General features: G+C 67.8%; 17 protein-coding genes. 12 read left to right on the top strand and 5 right to left on the bottom strand.

The window, feature by feature from the left end:
- Nucleotides 1-89: 89 nt before the first annotated feature.
- Nucleotides 90-2,084 carry a hypothetical protein gene (locus POL67_RS46740; protein WP_271928197.1) on the top strand — a complete coding sequence of 665 codons (1,995 nt, stop codon included), beginning with the start codon at nucleotides 90-92 and terminating at the stop codon, nucleotides 2,082-2,084.
- 23 nt (nucleotides 2,085-2,107) lie between these two features.
- On the opposite strand, the gene POL67_RS46735 is transcribed toward POL67_RS46740, so the two are convergent.
- On the bottom strand, nucleotides 2,108-2,644 hold the full coding sequence (locus POL67_RS46735; protein WP_271928195.1) for a pyridoxamine 5'-phosphate oxidase family protein: 537 nt from the start codon (nucleotides 2,642-2,644) through the stop codon (nucleotides 2,108-2,110).
- A gap of 140 nt (nucleotides 2,645-2,784) precedes the next feature.
- Between POL67_RS46735 and POL67_RS46730 the strand changes: the two genes are divergently transcribed.
- The 3 genes from POL67_RS46730 (at nucleotide 2,785) to POL67_RS46720 (ending at nucleotide 4,616) form a co-directional block, all read left to right on the top strand.
- Nucleotides 2,785-3,627 carry a nuclear transport factor 2 family protein gene (locus POL67_RS46730; RefSeq protein WP_271928193.1) on the top strand — a complete coding sequence of 281 codons (843 nt, stop codon included), beginning with the start codon at nucleotides 2,785-2,787 and terminating at the stop codon, nucleotides 3,625-3,627.
- A complete protein-coding gene (locus POL67_RS46725) occupies nucleotides 3,624-4,265 on the top strand; it encodes a TetR/AcrR family transcriptional regulator (protein ID WP_271928161.1) in 642 nt (213 codons plus the stop codon). Before POL67_RS46730 ends, POL67_RS46725 begins: the two co-directional genes overlap by 4 nt.
- Before the next feature lie 123 nt (nucleotides 4,266-4,388).
- A complete protein-coding gene (locus POL67_RS46720) occupies nucleotides 4,389-4,616 on the top strand; it encodes a hypothetical protein (RefSeq protein WP_271928159.1) in 228 nt (75 codons plus the stop codon).
- Here POL67_RS46720 and POL67_RS46715 read toward each other — a convergent pair.
- Nucleotides 4,577-6,022, bottom strand: coding sequence for a transposase (locus POL67_RS46715; protein WP_271915888.1), 1,446 nt, complete (start codon nucleotides 6,020-6,022; stop codon nucleotides 4,577-4,579). The genes POL67_RS46720 and POL67_RS46715 overlap by 40 nt on opposite strands.
- An 89-nt stretch (nucleotides 6,023-6,111) precedes the next feature.
- Here POL67_RS46715 and POL67_RS46710 point away from each other — a divergent pair, with 89 nt between their 5' ends.
- Nucleotides 6,112-6,483, top strand: a complete 372-nt coding sequence (locus POL67_RS46710) for a hypothetical protein (RefSeq protein WP_271928158.1) — start codon at nucleotides 6,112-6,114, stop codon at nucleotides 6,481-6,483.
- 19 nt (nucleotides 6,484-6,502) lie between these two features.
- On the opposite strand, the gene POL67_RS46705 is transcribed toward POL67_RS46710, so the two are convergent.
- Complete coding sequence (locus POL67_RS46705; protein WP_271928156.1) at nucleotides 6,503-7,486, bottom strand: NAD(P)H-dependent flavin oxidoreductase; 984 nt, start codon at nucleotides 7,484-7,486, stop codon at nucleotides 6,503-6,505.
- A 178-nt stretch (nucleotides 7,487-7,664) separates the two neighbouring features.
- Here POL67_RS46705 and POL67_RS46700 point away from each other — a divergent pair, with 178 nt between their 5' ends.
- From POL67_RS46700 to POL67_RS46670, 7 genes are read left to right on the top strand one after another with little or no spacing between them, the layout of a single operon-like run.
- Nucleotides 7,665-8,231, top strand: coding sequence for an OmpA family protein (locus POL67_RS46700; RefSeq protein ID WP_271928154.1), 567 nt, complete (start codon nucleotides 7,665-7,667; stop codon nucleotides 8,229-8,231).
- 12 nt (nucleotides 8,232-8,243) lie between these two features.
- Nucleotides 8,244-8,930, top strand: a complete 687-nt coding sequence (locus tag POL67_RS46695) for a MotA/TolQ/ExbB proton channel family protein (RefSeq protein WP_271928151.1) — start codon at nucleotides 8,244-8,246, stop codon at nucleotides 8,928-8,930.
- A gap of 9 nt (nucleotides 8,931-8,939) precedes the next feature.
- Nucleotides 8,940-9,380, top strand: a complete 441-nt coding sequence (locus tag POL67_RS46690) for a biopolymer transporter ExbD (protein WP_271928148.1) — start codon at nucleotides 8,940-8,942, stop codon at nucleotides 9,378-9,380.
- On the top strand, nucleotides 9,377-10,210 hold the full coding sequence (locus tag POL67_RS46685) for a TonB C-terminal domain-containing protein (RefSeq protein WP_271928145.1): 834 nt from the start codon (nucleotides 9,377-9,379) through the stop codon (nucleotides 10,208-10,210). The genes POL67_RS46690 and POL67_RS46685 overlap by 4 nt, the downstream gene beginning before the upstream one ends.
- Nucleotides 10,201-11,541 carry a beta-propeller domain-containing protein gene (locus tag POL67_RS46680; RefSeq protein ID WP_271928142.1) on the top strand — a complete coding sequence of 447 codons (1,341 nt, stop codon included), beginning with the start codon at nucleotides 10,201-10,203 and terminating at the stop codon, nucleotides 11,539-11,541. Before POL67_RS46685 ends, POL67_RS46680 begins: the two co-directional genes overlap by 10 nt.
- On the top strand, nucleotides 11,493-12,368 hold the full coding sequence (locus POL67_RS46675; RefSeq protein ID WP_271928139.1) for a ferritin-like domain-containing protein: 876 nt from the start codon (nucleotides 11,493-11,495) through the stop codon (nucleotides 12,366-12,368). The genes POL67_RS46680 and POL67_RS46675 overlap by 49 nt, the downstream gene beginning before the upstream one ends.
- The gene (locus tag POL67_RS46670) at nucleotides 12,341-13,237 is read left to right on the top strand and encodes a hypothetical protein (protein WP_271928136.1); all 897 of its coding nucleotides are present in this window, start codon (nucleotides 12,341-12,343) and stop codon (nucleotides 13,235-13,237) included. Before POL67_RS46675 ends, POL67_RS46670 begins: the two co-directional genes overlap by 28 nt.
- Before the next feature lie 7 nt (nucleotides 13,238-13,244).
- On the opposite strand, the gene POL67_RS46665 is transcribed toward POL67_RS46670, so the two are convergent.
- Both POL67_RS46665 and POL67_RS46660 read right to left on the bottom strand, forming a co-directional pair.
- Complete coding sequence (locus POL67_RS46665) at nucleotides 13,245-13,907, bottom strand: thioredoxin family protein (protein WP_271928134.1); 663 nt, start codon at nucleotides 13,905-13,907, stop codon at nucleotides 13,245-13,247.
- A gap of 121 nt (nucleotides 13,908-14,028) precedes the next feature.
- Nucleotides 14,029-16,254: an SBBP repeat-containing protein gene (locus POL67_RS46660; RefSeq protein ID WP_271928131.1), complete on the bottom strand. Its 2,226-nt coding sequence runs from the start codon at nucleotides 16,252-16,254 to the stop codon at nucleotides 14,029-14,031.
- Nucleotides 16,255-16,395 lie beyond the last annotated feature (141 nt).

Genomic DNA, 16,395 nt, shown 5'->3' with positions numbered 1-16,395 from the left:
AGGAGCCCGAGCGGCCCGCCAGGATCCACGACTAGCGGATTTTCCGTGGCGCGTCAAGCGAGAACGTGATTGCATTTCTCCCCGGATCCATGGGCGCACCCAATCACTACCGCTCCTCTGGCGCCGAGCCGCGTATCGTTCGCGTCCTCGATTTCGACCGGCTTCCGGACATCGTGCGAGAACGGCTCGTCCGCGCGCTCGCAGATGGGGGCATGCCCGCGCCGCTCTTGCGCGCCGAGGAGGACGTGACAGGCGCGATCCCGGGCTCGCGGCGCTTCTGGCTCGGCGCGGGGATCGCCGCTGCGTTCGTTTGGCTCGTGCTCTGGTTCATGCACTTCGGCGACCTCGAAGGCCGCTTCGCCGTGCAGCCGCGCGCGTTCGTGCTCGGCCACGTCCTCGCGGCATCGCTGCTCGCGCTCGCCGTGATCGTGCACGTCTCCTTCCGGCGATCGAAGGACGAGGGCGCGCCGTTCCCGCCGGGCCGCTATCTCTTCCCGCTCGATCTCGTCGAGGTCCGCGGGCGAATTCTCACGGTCACCTCGCTCGCGACGCTGCGGCGCGTCGAGGGGCGCGCGGGTGGAGAACGCGACGAGGTGCTCCTTGTCTTCGGCGACGGCGAAGCGGCGCCGCTCGGCGTCACCGACGACGCGACGGAGCTCGCGCGCGAGGTCCAGGCGGCGATCGACGAGGCTGCGCGCCTGGTTTTACCGGCCGACCAGCCTGGGATCGAACGAGTCGACCCCTTTTTCGAATTGCGCATCGCCGACGACTGGGCGAGCGCGGAGCCGGCCGCAAAGGAATCGGGCAGCCGGGTCCCTGCATTTCGATGGCTCGTCCTCGCGTCGGCCGCGGTGGGCGCGCTCCTCGGGTCCGCGTCGTGGTTCGCGCGCAATCGCGCGAGCGACGCGTCGATGTTCGGCCAGGTCCTCGAGGCGGCCGAACGTGGCTCGGACGCCGAGTTCGCCTGGAGGCAAATGCTGTATGGCGACGTGGGCCTGCGCCCTCGGAGCGCGTTCGACGACGTTGCGTTCGAGCGGGCGAAAAAACGAGCGGTCTCGCTCGCGGAGTATCTATCGATGTACCCCGAGGGCAAACACGCGGCCGAGGCGGACGAGCTGCTCTTCGACATGGTGAAGAGGGCGAATGACGTCCCGACCTATGGCATGTACCTCGCTGACACGCGGGGCAGGACGCATGGGGACGAGGTCGACGACGCGATGTTCGCGGCGGCGAAGCGGCAGCGGACCCTGTTCGCGTACCAGCAATACCTCGACGCCCACGGCAAGAAATACGAGCAAGAGGTGCGCTCGGAGCTCCTGCCCCAGGCCGATCTCGCGGAGGCCATCCAGAGGCAGGACGTGCTGGCGCTCCAAGCGTTCGAGCGTCGCTACGGGGACAAGTGGGCCGAGGCGGTACGCGAGGCGATTCACCGTGTTTATGCAGGTCAGTTTGGTCAGCTCCTTCTGCGAAACGGGCAGACCGGCAAGGATGCTCGTGCCATCTTCAATCCCCTGCTCACCAGGCTGGACACGAAGGAGGATCCGCGGGTCGTCCTCGACGTGGATCTCGTCCTGCCAAACGCGTTCCAGGAGGCGGAGATGGGCTTGATGCACAAGCACGGGGACCGATACCACTCGGTGGGGTCGTCCCTCTGGAAGTTCGAGAAGGACGTCGAAGAGCGGGTCTTCGATTCGATCGTCACGCGCGCGAGGCGCACGTTCGGCGGGTCCATTCAGTTCCAGAACCGGACGGAGAAGGAGGCACCGGAGACGCCTCGGCTCGTGGTCTCGATGACGCTCGTGTCGGGGGACGAGCCGTTCGTATCCAAGGAAGACAAACTCGTCTTCAACGATGTCCGAATCCGGCTGGAGATGAACGCAGCGATTCCTGGTGCGGGCACGACGCCTTCGTTCGTCACGACGACACGGCGCTCCGCGGATTTCCATCCCGATGACTACGATGCGTCGACGAAGAGGATGCACCTCGCCATCGGCATTCCGGAAAAGCTGTTCGGGGACGTGTATCCGACCCTCCTTCGCAAAGCGTCGGAGGAGCTCGGCGAGCTCCTCGCCCCTGTCTTTTGAGGGTCTGCTGGAAATCGAGCTGATCAGGCCGCGCGTGGCTGCTCCTCGCCATGCCGGAGGTCGATCCGGCCGTGCCTGGCGGGGAATCCCGGGGCGCCCGTCACGGCCGAGCGCACGCGGCTGACGATTGCGGAGAACAGGCCCGCCGAGGGATCCCAGTATTCCGCCCGGTCGACCTCGACTCGCAAAAGGGCGATGTCCGGCTCGTCGAGACCACGCGGGAACCAGACGCGCAGCATCGGGCTCCAGAGCTTCTGCATTTTCTCCCGGTCGCGGACGACCCGAGCCATGCCCGTGAGAGAGACATATCGATCGTTCTCCGGATCGGAGTATGCGATGTTCACGTGGTGATCGGCGTTGATCTCGTGCACCTTCGCGGTCTCGCAGGACGTGAAGAACCAGAGCGCGCCGTCCTCGTCGAGCGCTTCGCACGTGGCCATCGGGCGGCTGTGCAAGGTGCCGTCTCCGGTGGTCGTGGTCATCATCGCCACGCGAATGCCCTTCACGAGCCGCCTCAGCTTTCGCATCGCCGCCGCGTGACCATTGCCGTCTTTCGCCATGCGCGTCTCCTCCCCTCCACCGAGACGCATAAGGCCGGGGCGGGCGCCGCGCGAGCCCCGCGCTGCCGAGGAGGCCGGCCGCGGCCGGCCGAGCGCCTTCCCGCTGCCCTTGCTCGGCCGTTTCGTGGTATACGCGGCGCATGGAATGGAGCCGAGACGATGTGCACGCGGTCGTGAAGCGCTCGCCCGACCGCGTCGCCGCGCACGACAAAGAAGGCTGGGTGGGACTCTTCGCGGACGGCGCGGTCGTCGAGGACCCGGTCGGCGGCCCGCCCGCGCGGAAGGGCGCGGATCTGCGCGACGGCGACGACGAGCTCGGGCGCTTTTACGACGTCTACATTGCCCCGAACGAAGTGCGCTTCGAGGTGCTCGCGGACGTGGTGCAAGGGCTCACGGTGGTGCGGGACGTGAACATCACGACGCGCACGCCGAACGGTGCGCGCGTGGCGCTGCCCGCGTATCTGATCTACGAGCTCGGCGAGGTGGACGGCGCGCTGCGGGTGCAACGCATGCGGGCGTTCTGGGAGCTCCGCGGCGTCACGATGTCCGCGGTGAAGGGCGGGCCGACGAGCCTGATCGCGATGACGGGGCTCACCGCGCGTATGCTGCGGATCCAGGGTTTTTCCAATGTGTCGACGTACCTCGAAGGCCTCTGGCGGGGCATGTTCGAGCGCGGGCACGCGGCGGCGGAGGAGTTCGCCCGCGCGATTCGAGAGCGTGATCTCGCAGGGCTGCGGGGGCTCTTCGCGGACGACGAGACGCGGATCGAGATCGAGCCGGGCAAGCGGCATTCGCCGCGGAGCGTCTTCGACGCGCTCGGCCCGGGCGCCTCGCTGGAGATCGAGGCCCCGATCTCCGCAGGGTTCTTCACGGCCTTCCGTTGCACGCTCACGGCCCACGGCGCGCGCCGGAGCGGCGTGGGGCTCTTCGAATTCGATCCGCACACGAGGTTCTGTACCTCGGCGCGGCTTTACCTGGGATGAGCGGGGACAAACGGTTCCGCAAGACGCCCCGGCAGGAGCGCTCGCGTTCGACGGTCGAGGCCCTTCTGGAGGCGACCGCGCGGGCGATCGGCGCCGAGGGGCCGGCGAATGCGACGACGCAGCAGATCGCGCACATCGCAGGCGTGAGCATTGGCTCGTTGTATCAATATTTTCCGGGCAAGGAGGCGCTCTTCGGCGCGCTCATCGAGCGCGCGATCGAGGAGGACCTCGAAGCCATCCGCAAAGCCGTGGACGCGTCGCGGGGTCTGCCCTTCGGGGAGGGCGCGCGGCTCGTGCTCGCCCGCGTGCTCGACCTGCCGATGAAACGGCCGCGGCTTTATGCCTGGATGATCCGGTATCTCCCCGAGCTCGGCCTCTTGCCGGCGATCCAAGGAGCGGTGCGCGAAAGCGCGCGTGAGACGAGGCGGTTTTTGGAGATCCACAAGGGGGATTTGCCTTCTGCGGACCTCGACGCGATGGCGCTCCTCACCGTCGGCGCCGTCCGGGGCGCGCTCGAAGCCGTGGCCCGCGAGCGTCCGGAGCTGCTCGAACACGAGAGCTTGCTCGACCACATGGCCGATCTCACCCTCGGGCTCCTCGACCGGACCGCGGCCCGCGCGGCCGGCACGAAATCTTGAAGGTCGATCGTGGATCAGGGCTCAACATGTCGAAATCGTTCGGTTTTGAATGCGAGTGGAGTCCGGCATCGGGCGACCCCATAGTCTCCTCGTGGCCGGCGCTCGCTGGCCGGGGAGATCACGATGACCACGACCACTGTAGAATCGCTGCACGACATCGCCCCGACTCCGCTCTTTCCGCGTGATCGCCCGCTGCCGCCCACGCTGACGGTGCGCGCGGCGCGTGACGCGTACCTGGCGGAGAATGGGTTCACGACGGATGAATACGCGGCCGAGACGTTTTCGCTGATGATTTTTAACAGCCCGTGGATCTACGCGCCCCCGATCGCGACCCCAACATCTTGCATTTGATGCGGGTACATCCCGCGCCACGTGGCCCGGGAAAATCGTGCCAACCGCCTCGGCGTGCCCCGTACCAGGGCCACCATGGCTGCCCATATCACCAAAACTGCAAGGGCGGAGCCCTTCCGGGCCGCGGCCAGGGCCCGCGGGGTCCCTGCGCCGAGTATTTGACGTAGCACGAGCCCCAAATTGAGCGCGGCGATATGCGCCAGGTAGCGTTTTCTCACGTTCTCCCGGCCTCTCACTCGCACCCTCCTCATTCCGCCCGTCTCGCATGCGTGGGCGAATGTTCGTTCGATGAGCTCTCCACGTTTGCGTTGAAGAGCGCGCCCCTTCGGACGACGCACGCGGTTTCGGTTCCCGTAAAACGTTTGCTGCATATCCCAGCCCTTGTCCACCCATCTGCGGACGGACTGGATCCTCTCCGGGACGTACGTGCGATAGCCGGACACCTTCAACGATAGAAGCAGCTCGGCCTTGTGATACCCCTTGTCCGCCACGACCTCGATCACGGTGCGCTCGGGCTCCGCGTCGCTGCTGCCGCCCTCCGGAGGCGGATCGTCGTCCGAATCGCGCTCCTCGCTGCTCTTGGCCTGCTCGACATTCGTGCGCGCCTGCTCGAGGCTTTGCGCCATCGTCGCTGGGTCGGCCTCGTTCGCTGAATAGACCTCCGCGGCGACCACGACGCCCGTGCTCATGTCGACGACATGCTCGGTCTTGTAGGCCAATCGCGTGCGGCCATCCTTGAGCTTTGCGATGCGGGCATCTTCGTCGGTGGGGCTTTTCCAGTCGGTATTCGACGTCTTCTTTCCCTTGCGCTTGCGGTCGAGTCGCCGAGCATCCTCCATGGTCGGATTCTCGATGCCTTCCTCCTTCGCCAGCCGCTTGATGTAGTCCGCGTACACCTCGCCCGTCTCGCGCCGCACGATCGCCTTCATCGAGGCGTCCGCGCGGAGATACGTCGAGTCCACGCCCATGACTTTGCCATGGAGGAGCCCGGAGCGATTCACGACCCCGAGCACGAAGGCGAACATCCCCTCGAAAACCTCACTGCCGAGGCGCTTGCGCATCTTGGAAAGCGTCGAATGGTCGGGCACCGTTTCGCCGGGCAACAGCCCGAGGTATTCCCGCAGCGACAGCGAGTCCGAGCAGCGCCACTCGAGCCCACGCTCGGACTCGATCCCCTCGAAGTAGCCGACCAGCAGCATCCGGAAGTAAAGCCCAGGCGGGATCGATGGCCTCCCCGCCGTCCCGTCGGCCTCGAAATACTTCGCGCACGCCGCCTCCATGGCCCGGTCAAACCCGTTCTCGCGAAGAAGCTCGTTCAGCTTCTCGTAGAACCGGTGCCCCGGCGACCGCGGCAGCGAAGGCGCCGCCACCCAGAGCGACGCCTGCTTCTCACGTGTTCGCCCCATCGACATGACGCGGACAAACTACCATCGACGCCAGTTCCTGTCGAGCCTCCTTCGGGATAAGTCCACAGGCTGTTAGGGGGCGGTTCAAGGTGACGCTCCCGAACCCGCCACCGCGGCGCTGGGCGATCGCGCTGCACGATCTGCATCACGTGGCGACGGGATACGGGGCCAATTTCATCGGCGAGGGCGAAGTCGCGCTATGGGAGCTCATGGGCGGCTGCGAGACGTGGATCGTGTATCTCCTGAACGCGTCGGCCGCGACGCTGGGATTCGTGCTCTCGCCGAGCCGCATGCTCCAAGCGTATGAGGATGCCAAACCGGCGAGGGCGCTCTACCGGCAGGGGATGACGCTCGACGAGCTGCTCGACATGCCGCTCGGTGATCTGCGCGAGCGGATGGGGATTCCGCGCGAGGGGCTCTCCAAGGGCGAGCGCGCGGTCGCGGCGAAGCCGCGCGCTTGAATAAGTTTTCCAGACAGACCTATCCGCGGAAAGTATTCGACCGGGCGACGAGGTCCTCGCGCGCGGCGTCGTACTCGGACCGCATGCGGCGGACGAGCGTCTCCACGCGCGGGGCGTCCGTGATGCTCCCGACGCCCTGGCCCGCGCTCCAGATGTCGCGCCACGCCTTCGCGGCCGTATTGCCGCCGGAGCCGAAATTCATGGTGGATTTGTCGGCCGCGGGCAGGTTGTCCGGGTCGAGCCCGGCCGCCGCGACCGAGGGCTTGAGGTAATTGCCGTGGATGCCGGTGAAGAGGGACGAATACACGACGTCCTTCGCCGTCGTGTCGATGAGCATTTGCTTGTAGCCGGGCACCGCGTTCGCTTCTTCGGTGGCGATGAAGCGCGTGCCGACGTACGCGAGGTCGGCGCCGATCGATTGCGCGGTGAGGACGTCGCGGCCCGTGGAGATGGCGCCGGCGAGGCAAACCGTGCCCTGATAGAACTTGCGGACCTCGGCGACGAGCGCGAAGGGCGAGAGCGCGCCGGCGTGGCCGCCCGCGCCCGCGCAGACGAGGATGAGGCCGTCGACGCCCTCTTCGAGCGCCTTTTCGGCGTGACGCACGTTGATGACGTCGTGGAGCACGATGCCGCCGTACGAATGCACGGCCTTCACGACCTCGGCCGGCGGGCGCAGGCTCGTGATGATGATGGGCACCTCGTGGCGGACGCAGACCTCGACGTCGTGTTCGAGCCTGTCATTCGAGCGGTGCGCGATCTGATTGACGGCGAACGGCGCGACGCGCGCGCCGGGGTTTTGGGCGCGGTATTCGTCGAGCTCGGTTTTGATCCGTGTGATCCAAGCCTCGAGTTGCTCCTTCGGACGCGCGTTGAGCGCCGGGAAGGACCCGACCACGCCGGCCTTGCACTGGGCAATGACGAGCTCGGGGCCCGAAACGATGAACATGGGCGCGCCGATCACGGGGAGCGTGAGGCGGCCTTCGAGGATGCGGGGAATCGGCATGGTCGGGGTCCTCCGGGGAAGCCCCGAAGTCGTAGGCCCTGGGCGCGCCTCACGTCAAGAGGGCTGCGATCATGGCCTGTATACCAAGGGCTCGGGTTTCGCCAAATTTGTGCCCGAAGCAGAGCGACGTGGTAAGCGCGAGGTCGAGGGCGCCGGGGGGCGTCCTGCCGGAGGAATCATGTCGCGTCTCACGGTCATCACCCTGTTGGGCACCACGCTCGCCGCGCTGTCGATCGGTTGTGGTTCGGATCCCGTCGCCACGCCGAGCACGGCCGCGGCGGTCGCCGCGCCGAACCCCGCGGCCGCAGCGCAGCCGCAGGTCGCGAGCACGCAAGCCGCGCCCGTGAAGAAGGACAAGACGACCCCCACCGCCGGTTCGGTGCACATCGAGGATCGTATCGTGAAGGCGTGCGGCGACATTCCGCGCGCGCGTTTCGCGTTCGACTCGTCCGACCTCGAGCCGGAGGCCACGAAGGCGCTCGAAGCGCTCGCCCGCTGCTTCACGACGGGCCCGCTCGCCGGCAAGGGAATGAAGCTCGTGGGCCACGCCGATCCGCGCGGGGAGACTGAATACAACTTCGGCCTCGGCCAGAAGCGCGCCGGCAACGTGGCGGACTTCCTGGGCAAGAAGGGGCTCGAAAAGTCGCGCGTGGAGACGTCGTCGCGCGGGGAAATCGAGGCGATCGGGGTCGACGACGAAGGCTGGGCCCAGGATCGCAAGGTCGACGTGTATCTCGCGGACTGAGGTCGAACCACCATGCTTGATACGCCGATCGAACCTGCCGCGGCGCCGATCCGCCTGGATCCGGTCTCGCTCATCCTGCATTCGTCCGGGCCCGTGTTCGTCGTGGTCTGGCTGCTCGTGGCCGCGGCGATCATGGTCTGGATCATCGCATTCTTGAAGGCGCTTCAGCTCGGCCGGCTGAGCCGCGCGGAGCGGCGCTTCGAACAAGAGGCGAAGCAGGCCTTGTCGGCCGACGCGCTGTTCGCCGCCGCGAGCCGGTATGCCGACGCCCCGGGCGCCGTGGTCGTGCTCGAGCTCGGAAAACGCGCGGGGAGCCCGAAATTGCTCGATTCCGTGGCGAAACGCGCGCTCGTGGATCAGGAGCAGCGGGCCGGATCGCTCATGGCCTCGCTCTCCACGATCGCCGCCGCCGCGCCGTTCGTGGGGTTGTTTGGCACGGTCTACGGGATCATGGATGCGTTTTTGCGCATTGGGCAGGCGAAGAGCGCAAGCTTGCCGGTCGTGGCGCCGGCGATCGGCGAGGCTTTGATCGCGACGGCGATCGGGCTCGCGGCGGCCATTCCGGCGGTCGTGGCGTACAACGCGCTGAACAAGCGGATCGACGCGCTTTTGTCGGCGATCGAGGCGGCGAGCCAGGGCTGGGTGGCGCTCGTCTCCGAGGTGCCGGCGGCGCTGCCGAAGCCGGGCGCGCAAGGGTAGGGAGGAGCCATGGGCATGTCGACCGGCGGATCGAGGCGAGGCAGGGGAAAAGGGTTCGGCGATATCAACGTCACGCCGCTCGTCGACGTGATGCTGGTCCTGCTCGTGGTGTTCATGGTGACGGCGCCGCTGCTTGCGTCGGGCCTGCGGGTCGAATTGCCGCAGGTCGAGGCGACGGAGGCGCCCGTCAAGGACACGAAGCTCGTCGTGACGGTGACCAAGGAGGAAAAAATCCTCTTTGGCGAGGATGACGTGACGACGAGCGTGGAGGACGTGCTCGCGACGAACCCGCGGGTGCAGAAAGAAAAAGAGCTCTACATCCGTGCGGATAAGGACGCGCGGTATGCCGCGGTGGCGCGCGTGGTCGCGGCGGCGCGCTCGGCGGGCGTGCTGGGGCTCAATTTGCTGGTCGAGCCGGAGCCCGACGAGGCGCGGGAGGCGGTTCGGTGAGCACGGACGCGGCGCCGTCCACGAAGAGCGATTTTCGGGTCCACGAGATCGCGTTTGCCGTGATTTGCGCGGTGGGGCTGCAGGGCGGGGCGCTTTTGCTGCTGCGCGCGGCGGACCTCGATAGGCCGGCGTTGGCGCCGGAGATCGACAAGGGGCCGAGCGTGCCCGTGAAGGTGGTGCCCGTGCTCGATCTCGATGCGGCGCCGGCCTTGAAGCTTGGCGGAAAACGGGATCCGGCGAAGCTGCCGGATCGATGGCTGAAGCCTCGCGCGAAGCGTCGCGTGGAGGAAAAAGCGTTCGTCTCGACGAAGGCGGAGAAGACCGAGGAGGCCATTCCGCCGAAGGAAATCGAGGTGGCCGAGGCGAAGACGCCGGTGCCGCCGCCCGAGGCCGAAGTCGCGAAGGTGGTCGAGACGCCGATCGAGGAGCCTGCGAAAGCCGAGCCCCCGCCGAACGTGGATGAAAAAGGCCACGAGGACGGCGTGAAGGGCGGGACGGAGATGGACCCGCTGAAGGCGCGCGCGGTGGATATTTACCGGGAGAAGATCCGGGGCTGGTTCAGCCGAAGGTTCCGCGTCTCGGGATCGGGGTTGTCGCCCGAGGAGATTACCAAGTTCCGCGTGGCCGCGACGGTGACGCTCTCGGGTGGGCGATCGGTCGGAAGCTTCGCGATCGTTTCAAGCGGCCAGGCTGCGTTTGATGCCGCGGCGCGCGCCGCGCTGGAGAGCGCCAAGGGCGAGGAATTGCCGCCGCCGCCCGAGAATTACCCGGACATCGTCCAGAGCCAGATTTCGCTCACCTTCACCTGCACGCCGGAGCGATGCGATTGAAGAAGAACCTGCTCGCCCTCACCGTCCTCTCGTCCTTCGCGGTCGGCATGATGCCGGGCGCGCGCGCGGAGGAGCCCGCGCCCGCGGACGCGCCGCCATCGCCTGAGGATCTGCTCGGCAATATCGTGGTCGTCGCCGGGGCGACGCGGCCCTTGCCGCGGATCGCGGTCCTGCCCTCGTCGAGCTGGGACGAGGAGGACGTGATCATGCGGAGCGTGGCGCGGCGTGATCTCGAGCTTTCGGGCGAATTCGAAGTGCTCTCGGACGACGATTCGCCGGAGGAGGCGTGGGGCGCGGAGACGCTCGACGTGTCGATCTGGGCGAAAAAGAAGGTCGAGGCGCTCGTGGAGGCGCGCGCGCGGCCCGTGCCGGGGCAAGACAAGGTGGAGCTCCGCGCCCGGGTGTATTTCGTGCGCAACGGGGCCGCGGCCGTCTTTGACAAACGGTTTTTGATCCCGGCTTCGGATTTGCGCGAGGAGGCGCACCGGATCTCGGATCTCGTGATCGGGGCGCTGACGGGCCAAAATGGCGGGTTCGCCAGCCGGATGACGTTCGTCGCGGGGGTGGGCAAACTCAGGCGCGTGTTCACGGTCGACGCGGATGGGCATGATCCGAAGCCGGTCTCGCCGACGGAGGAGATCGCGGTCGCACCGGCGTTTGGAAAAGGGGACGCGCTTTATTGGGCCGCGAGCGCGCAGAACGGAGAATACCGGATCCGGACGGCGAGCGGGCAGGCGGTGGATCTGCCCATGAAGGGTTCGGTGTACGGGCTCGCGTTTTCGCGGGACAGGTCGCGCGTCGCGGTGTCGATCGCTGATGGGGGCACGATCAAGATGTTCGTGGGCCCGGATTTCGCGAGCCTTGCGCCGGCGAGCGAGGTGGGGATGGCGCTCCGGCCGACGTTCACGCCGAGCGGCAAGCTCGCGTATTCCGGCGAGGGACGCTTCGGGCAACGAATCTATGTGGAGGACAAACCCATCTCGCCGGATGGGCTCTTCGCGTCGGCGCCGACGTTCTGCAATCACCCCGACGGGGTGCGGGCGGTCTTCGCGGTGGGTGTCGGCAAAGATACGGACCTCGTGTCGACGGACGAACGCGGGCGAGGGATGGTGCGGCTGACGCAGGGGCAAGGGCGCAATGGGTATCCGGCGTGCAGCCCCGACGGGAGGCTCGTGGCCTTTTTCTCGACGCGGACGTCGGGCGAGGGGCCAGGGCTCTACGTGATGCGGCTCGACGGCGGGCGGCCGAAACGGATCTCGACACTCGTCGGAGATTCGTTACGATGGGATCCGCTCCCGCCCGGGCGTGGCGTGGAGATGAAGAACAACTGACGAGCACGGTCGTGATGGATATCCCGATCCCGCCGGAAGGGACGGCAGAGCGCTGGGCGTATGATTACGTGACGAGCGATGTGCTCGGGCACAAGCTCGCCCCGCCGCCCGTGCCCGCGGGATGGGAAGAAGCCGCGCCCGTACGTCGTATCGAGCGGCCCGGGAGGCCGGGCTCGCTTCAGATTGCGAAACGCGCGCACAAGTCGCCGGGGCCGGATGCGATCCGGGATCCGGCGCGGCGGGCGCAGCTCGTGCACACGTTCCTGCATCACGAATTGCAGGCCGCCGAGCTGATGGCCTGGGCGCTGCTCGCGTTTCCCGAGGCGCCGAGAGCGTTCAAGGTGGGGCTTTTGCGTATTGCCGGGGACGAGATCCGTCACATGGCGATGTACGCGCAGTACATGGAGGGGCTCGGCCACGCATTCGGGGAGTTTCCGGTGCGGGATTGGTTCTGGGAGCGGGTGCCGCGGTCGAAGTCGCCAGCGCATTTCGCGGCCGTGATGGGGATGGGGCTCGAAGGGGGGAACCTCGACCATACGGCGCGGTTCGCAGGGCGATTTCGAGCGATCGGGGACGAGGAGGGGGCGCGTATCCAGGAGATCGTCTGCGCCGAGGAGGTGCCGCACGTGCGCTTCGGTGTGCGGTGGTTCCAGCGTTTCACGGAGGGGCTCGATTTCGAGGCGTGGCGCGCGCATCTGCCGGAGCCTCTTTCGCCGATGGTGATGCGGGGTTCGCCGCTGAATCGCGAGGATCGGATCCGGGCAGGATTTTCGGAGGGTTTTCTGCAGGAACTCGACAAATGGGCGCCCGAATCGCGTGGCTCCTGAACCTCGGCGCGGAGGTGGAGCTGGAGGACGCGCGCCGGACGCTCGGGGCGGAGGCGCGGGCGCGGCTGCCGGAGCTCGTGGGGCGGCTTGGTGCATTGGTGCGTCCGACCGATATATTGCTTTGGGGTGGGTCTGACGAGGCGCGGCGCGCCGAAGGGGCCGTGGGCAAGGCGTGGTTGCCGACGCCGCGGGCGCTCGCAGCGCTCGCGCAGGCAGGGGCGCGCGTGCCCGCGGCGCCGTCCTACGAGGTGCTGCGTCGGGTGAACGATCGGCGATTCTCGCTCGGGCTCGGGGCGACGCTGCCAGGGCAGCGGGCTGTGACGACGCTCGACGAGGTGCGCGAGGCGCTCGCGGCGCCGTCGCCGGGGGGAAATTGGCTTTTGCGCAGGCCGCATGGATTCGCGGGGCGCGGGCGGCGGCGGGCGCGGGAGGACGAGGTGCACGGCGCGGCGCGGTCCTGGATCGAAGCGTCATTGCGCTCGTTCGGCGCGCTCGTGGTCGAGCCGTGGGTCGAGCGCGTGGCCGATTTCGGGTGGCACGGGTTCGTGTCGCGCGAGGGGCGGCTCTCGTTCGGCGAGCCGACGTGGCAGGAGACGGCGCCGGATGGGACGTGGCTCTCGACGCGGCCCGCGAAGCCCGGGGAGATCGGCCGGGAAGAGACGGAAGCCTTCGCGCAGGGGATGGAGCAAGCGGGCGCGGCGCTCGTGGCCGCAGGTTATTTCGGGCCCTTCGGGCTGGATGCGTTCCGCTGGCGGGACGAAAAAGGCAGCCTGCGGTTCAATCCGCGCTGCGAGATCAACGCGCGGTACTCGATGGGGTGGGGGATCGGAATGGGGGAGCGCCGTCCGGATCTGGATCCGGAGGAATAGGCGAGATTCACATCGGCCGCGCGAACTTGCGCAAGGCGGCGTCCATGCCGCCGAGCAGCGACGCCGGGTTGCTTTCGTCGTAGAAATGCTGGAACTTGGGCCGCGGCGCGTGCACATCGGCCATGAGCACGCCGTCCGGGGCGAGGAAGAACGTGCGCGGGACGTACGAGCCGTCGGGGGCGTATCGCTCGCCAATCGCGGATTCGTCGTCGGGGTTCACGCGAATCATCACGAAATCCTTGGCGCGCGCCACGATGCGCGGATCCTGGAAGACGTTCGCGTAATTGCGGCAATGGGGGCACCAGGCGGTGTAGAAGACGAGACAAACCGGCTTGTTCTCGGCCTTCGCGCGGGCCATGCCGGCCTCGTAGCTCTGCCAGGCGATTTGCGCGTCGTTCCAGTTCTCACCATTCGCCGATTTTCCGGGCTGCGGTCCGGGCGCGGGCGCAGGCGCGGTCGTGACGGCGGGAGGCGTGGTCGTGACGGCGGGGACCGGCTCGGGGCTCACGGCGGCCGTCGGATCTTCCGACTTGAAGGAGCCGTAGAGCAGGACGCCGAGCACCACGACGGCGCCTCCCGCCGCGGCGAGGCTGCCCCACGCGCCCTTCGCGGGGGCCTCCTTGCCCTTTTTGCGACCCCGGCCCCCGCGTTTCCCTTGATCCTTCGCCACGTGGGAGGTGTAGCCCCGAAAGGCCCGAAGGTCCACACACATCGCGAAGGCGCCGCGAGGGCGAGCGCGTCATTTCGCTCGCCCCCGCGGCCGGATCACGCGCGGGTCGGGTCGGCGCGCGTCACGGCGCGAGGCCGAGGAGGTAGACGTTGTCGGCCGCGCCGCCCGCGAGGGCGCCGCCGCCGAAATTGACATTTCCGACGAACGAGCCGGTGAACCAGGGGGCGCCGGCGGCGTCGACGGCGACGGACTCGCCGCGGTCGTTTTGCGTGCTGCCGAAGCCGCGGAGCCAGACCTGCGTGCCTGTGGGGCTCAGCTTGGCGACGAATGCGTCGGCCATGGCGGTCGCCGGGATCGTGGCGCCGCCGAAGCCGATGACGCCGTAGAATTCGCCCGTGAGGAGGACATTGCCGAAGGCATCGGTCGTGATGTCCTTGCCGCGCTGCGGGCTCACGGCGCCGAAGCTCTTGCTCCAGGCGTGCGCGCCATTCGGATCGAACTTCACGACAAACCCGTCGTCGGCGCCGACACTCGTGTACACGCCGCCGCCGAGGTCGATCGTGCCCGCATACTGGCCCGTGACGAGCATGTTGCCGCTGGGATCCGCGGCGACCGCGAGGGCGCGCTGATCCGAGGCGTCGCCGAAGCGCTGGCTGAAGAGGTGATTGCCCGTGGGGCCGAATTTCGCGACGAAGACGTCCTCGCCACCGACGCTCACGAATTGGCCGCCGCCGAAATCGGCGACATTTTCCATTGCGCCGACGATGATGACGTTACCAGCGGCGTCGGTCGCGACGTCGAGGCCTTGCTGGTTCTGGGCGGAGCCGAATCCCTTGGCCCAGAGCGGGTTGCCCGCGTTGTCCATCTTCGCCACGTAGACGTCGAGGTTGCCGGCGCCCGTGAGCATCGTCATGCCCCAGGAGAACGTGCCGGAGAATGCGCCGGTGACGAGCACGTTGCCCGCGCTATCGACCGCGACGCCGGATGACTGCTGCGTGAAGGTGGCGCCGAATCCCTTGGCGAAGAGCTCGTTCCCCGCGGCGTCGAGCTTCGCCACGAAGAAATCGTCGGCGCCCGCGCTCGTGAGCGTCGTGGCGCCGATGGTGATCGTATTGGCGAAGTTCCCGGTGACGAACGCATTACCCTGCGTGTCGACGGCGAGGCCCGTGGCGGTCTGATCGCCGGTGCCGCCGTACGCCTTGGACCAGACGTGGTTGCCCTGCGCAGTGAATTTCGCGACGAATACGTCGATGCCGGCCGCGCTCGTGAGCGTGCCGCCGCCGAAATCGATCGTGCCGGTGAAGTTGCCCGCGACGAGGACGTTGCCCATGGCATCGACGGCGATCGCGAGGCCCTGCTGGGCACTGGCGTCGCCGAATCCCTTGCTGACCCCGTGCGCCCCGGTGCAAGCCGGCGCCGCGCCATTGCAATCGTCGTCGACCGGGGTGGCGCAGTTCTCCGGCGCGGGGAGGATCTGGCCGACGCAGGGGCCGTACGATTTGCCGTCGGCCGCGCAGGTCTGCGTCCCGCCTTTGCATTGGCCGACGTTCTCGGTGTTCATCGGGCCCGTGTAGCAGTTCAGCATGGTGCCAGGCATGCAGATGCAGCCGATGCTGTCGTCGGGCGTGCCGTCGCAATCCTGGTCGAGGCCGTCGCAGGTCTCCATCGCAGGGACGATCTCGCCGACGCAGGCGCCCCATGTTCCGTTCGCGCACGTCTGGTTGCCGCCCACGCAGATGCCGACGTTCTCCGTGCCCGGCGGGCCCATGTAGCAGGGCTGCGTGGTGCCGTCGACGCAATCGCAGCCCTCGTCCGGGACGCCATTGCAATCGTTATCCATTCCGTCGCAAATCTCGGTCTGCGGCGCGCAGCAGGCGCTCGGCTCGCCGGTGCACTCGTAGCCAGCCTCGGTCGCGCAGGTGTCGCCGCAGCCGTCCCCGGAGTTCTTGTTGCCATCGTCGCAGGACTCGGCGCCCTTCACCAGGCCGTCGCCGCAGATGGGCGTGCACGGCGCGCCGCATTCCCAGCCTTCCTCGACGATGCACTCGTTGCAGCCGTCGCCCGGCGTCGAATTGCCGTCGTCGCAGGCCTCCTCCTCGACGATCCCGTTGCCGCAGACGCTCATCGTGCCCCCGACGCCACCAGAGCCGCCCATGCCGGTCCCACCGGAGCCGCCCATGCCGGTCCCGCCGGAGCCGCCCATGCCGCCGAGCCCGCCCATTCCACCGCTGCCGGTCGAGCTCGAAGTGCCGAGCGGGAGAGGCCCGTCGTCGCTACAGCCGGCGGTGCCGGCGAGCGCCGCAGCCGAAAGGAGGAGGACCAGGCTCGTTCGTGTCGTTCCGATCATGAAAGTCTCCCGAAGAATGTTGTTGTCCGATCCGGAGCCGCCCAAGAGAGCGTCGCGCGGCGGATGGATCCACGATGCGGGACACAGGCGAGAGGCGAGCGGTAAAAAGCGAGGGCGCCGCTCGATGGTCCGCAGCGTCGG

Origin of the sequence: Polyangium mundeleinium, assembly GCF_028369105.1 — a bacterium.
Taxonomy (GTDB): Bacteria; Myxococcota_A; Polyangia; order Polyangiales; family Polyangiaceae; genus Polyangium; species Polyangium mundeleinium.
The sequence above is the reverse complement of the archived record's forward strand: the minus strand, read 5'-3'. Positions and strand labels throughout refer to the sequence as shown.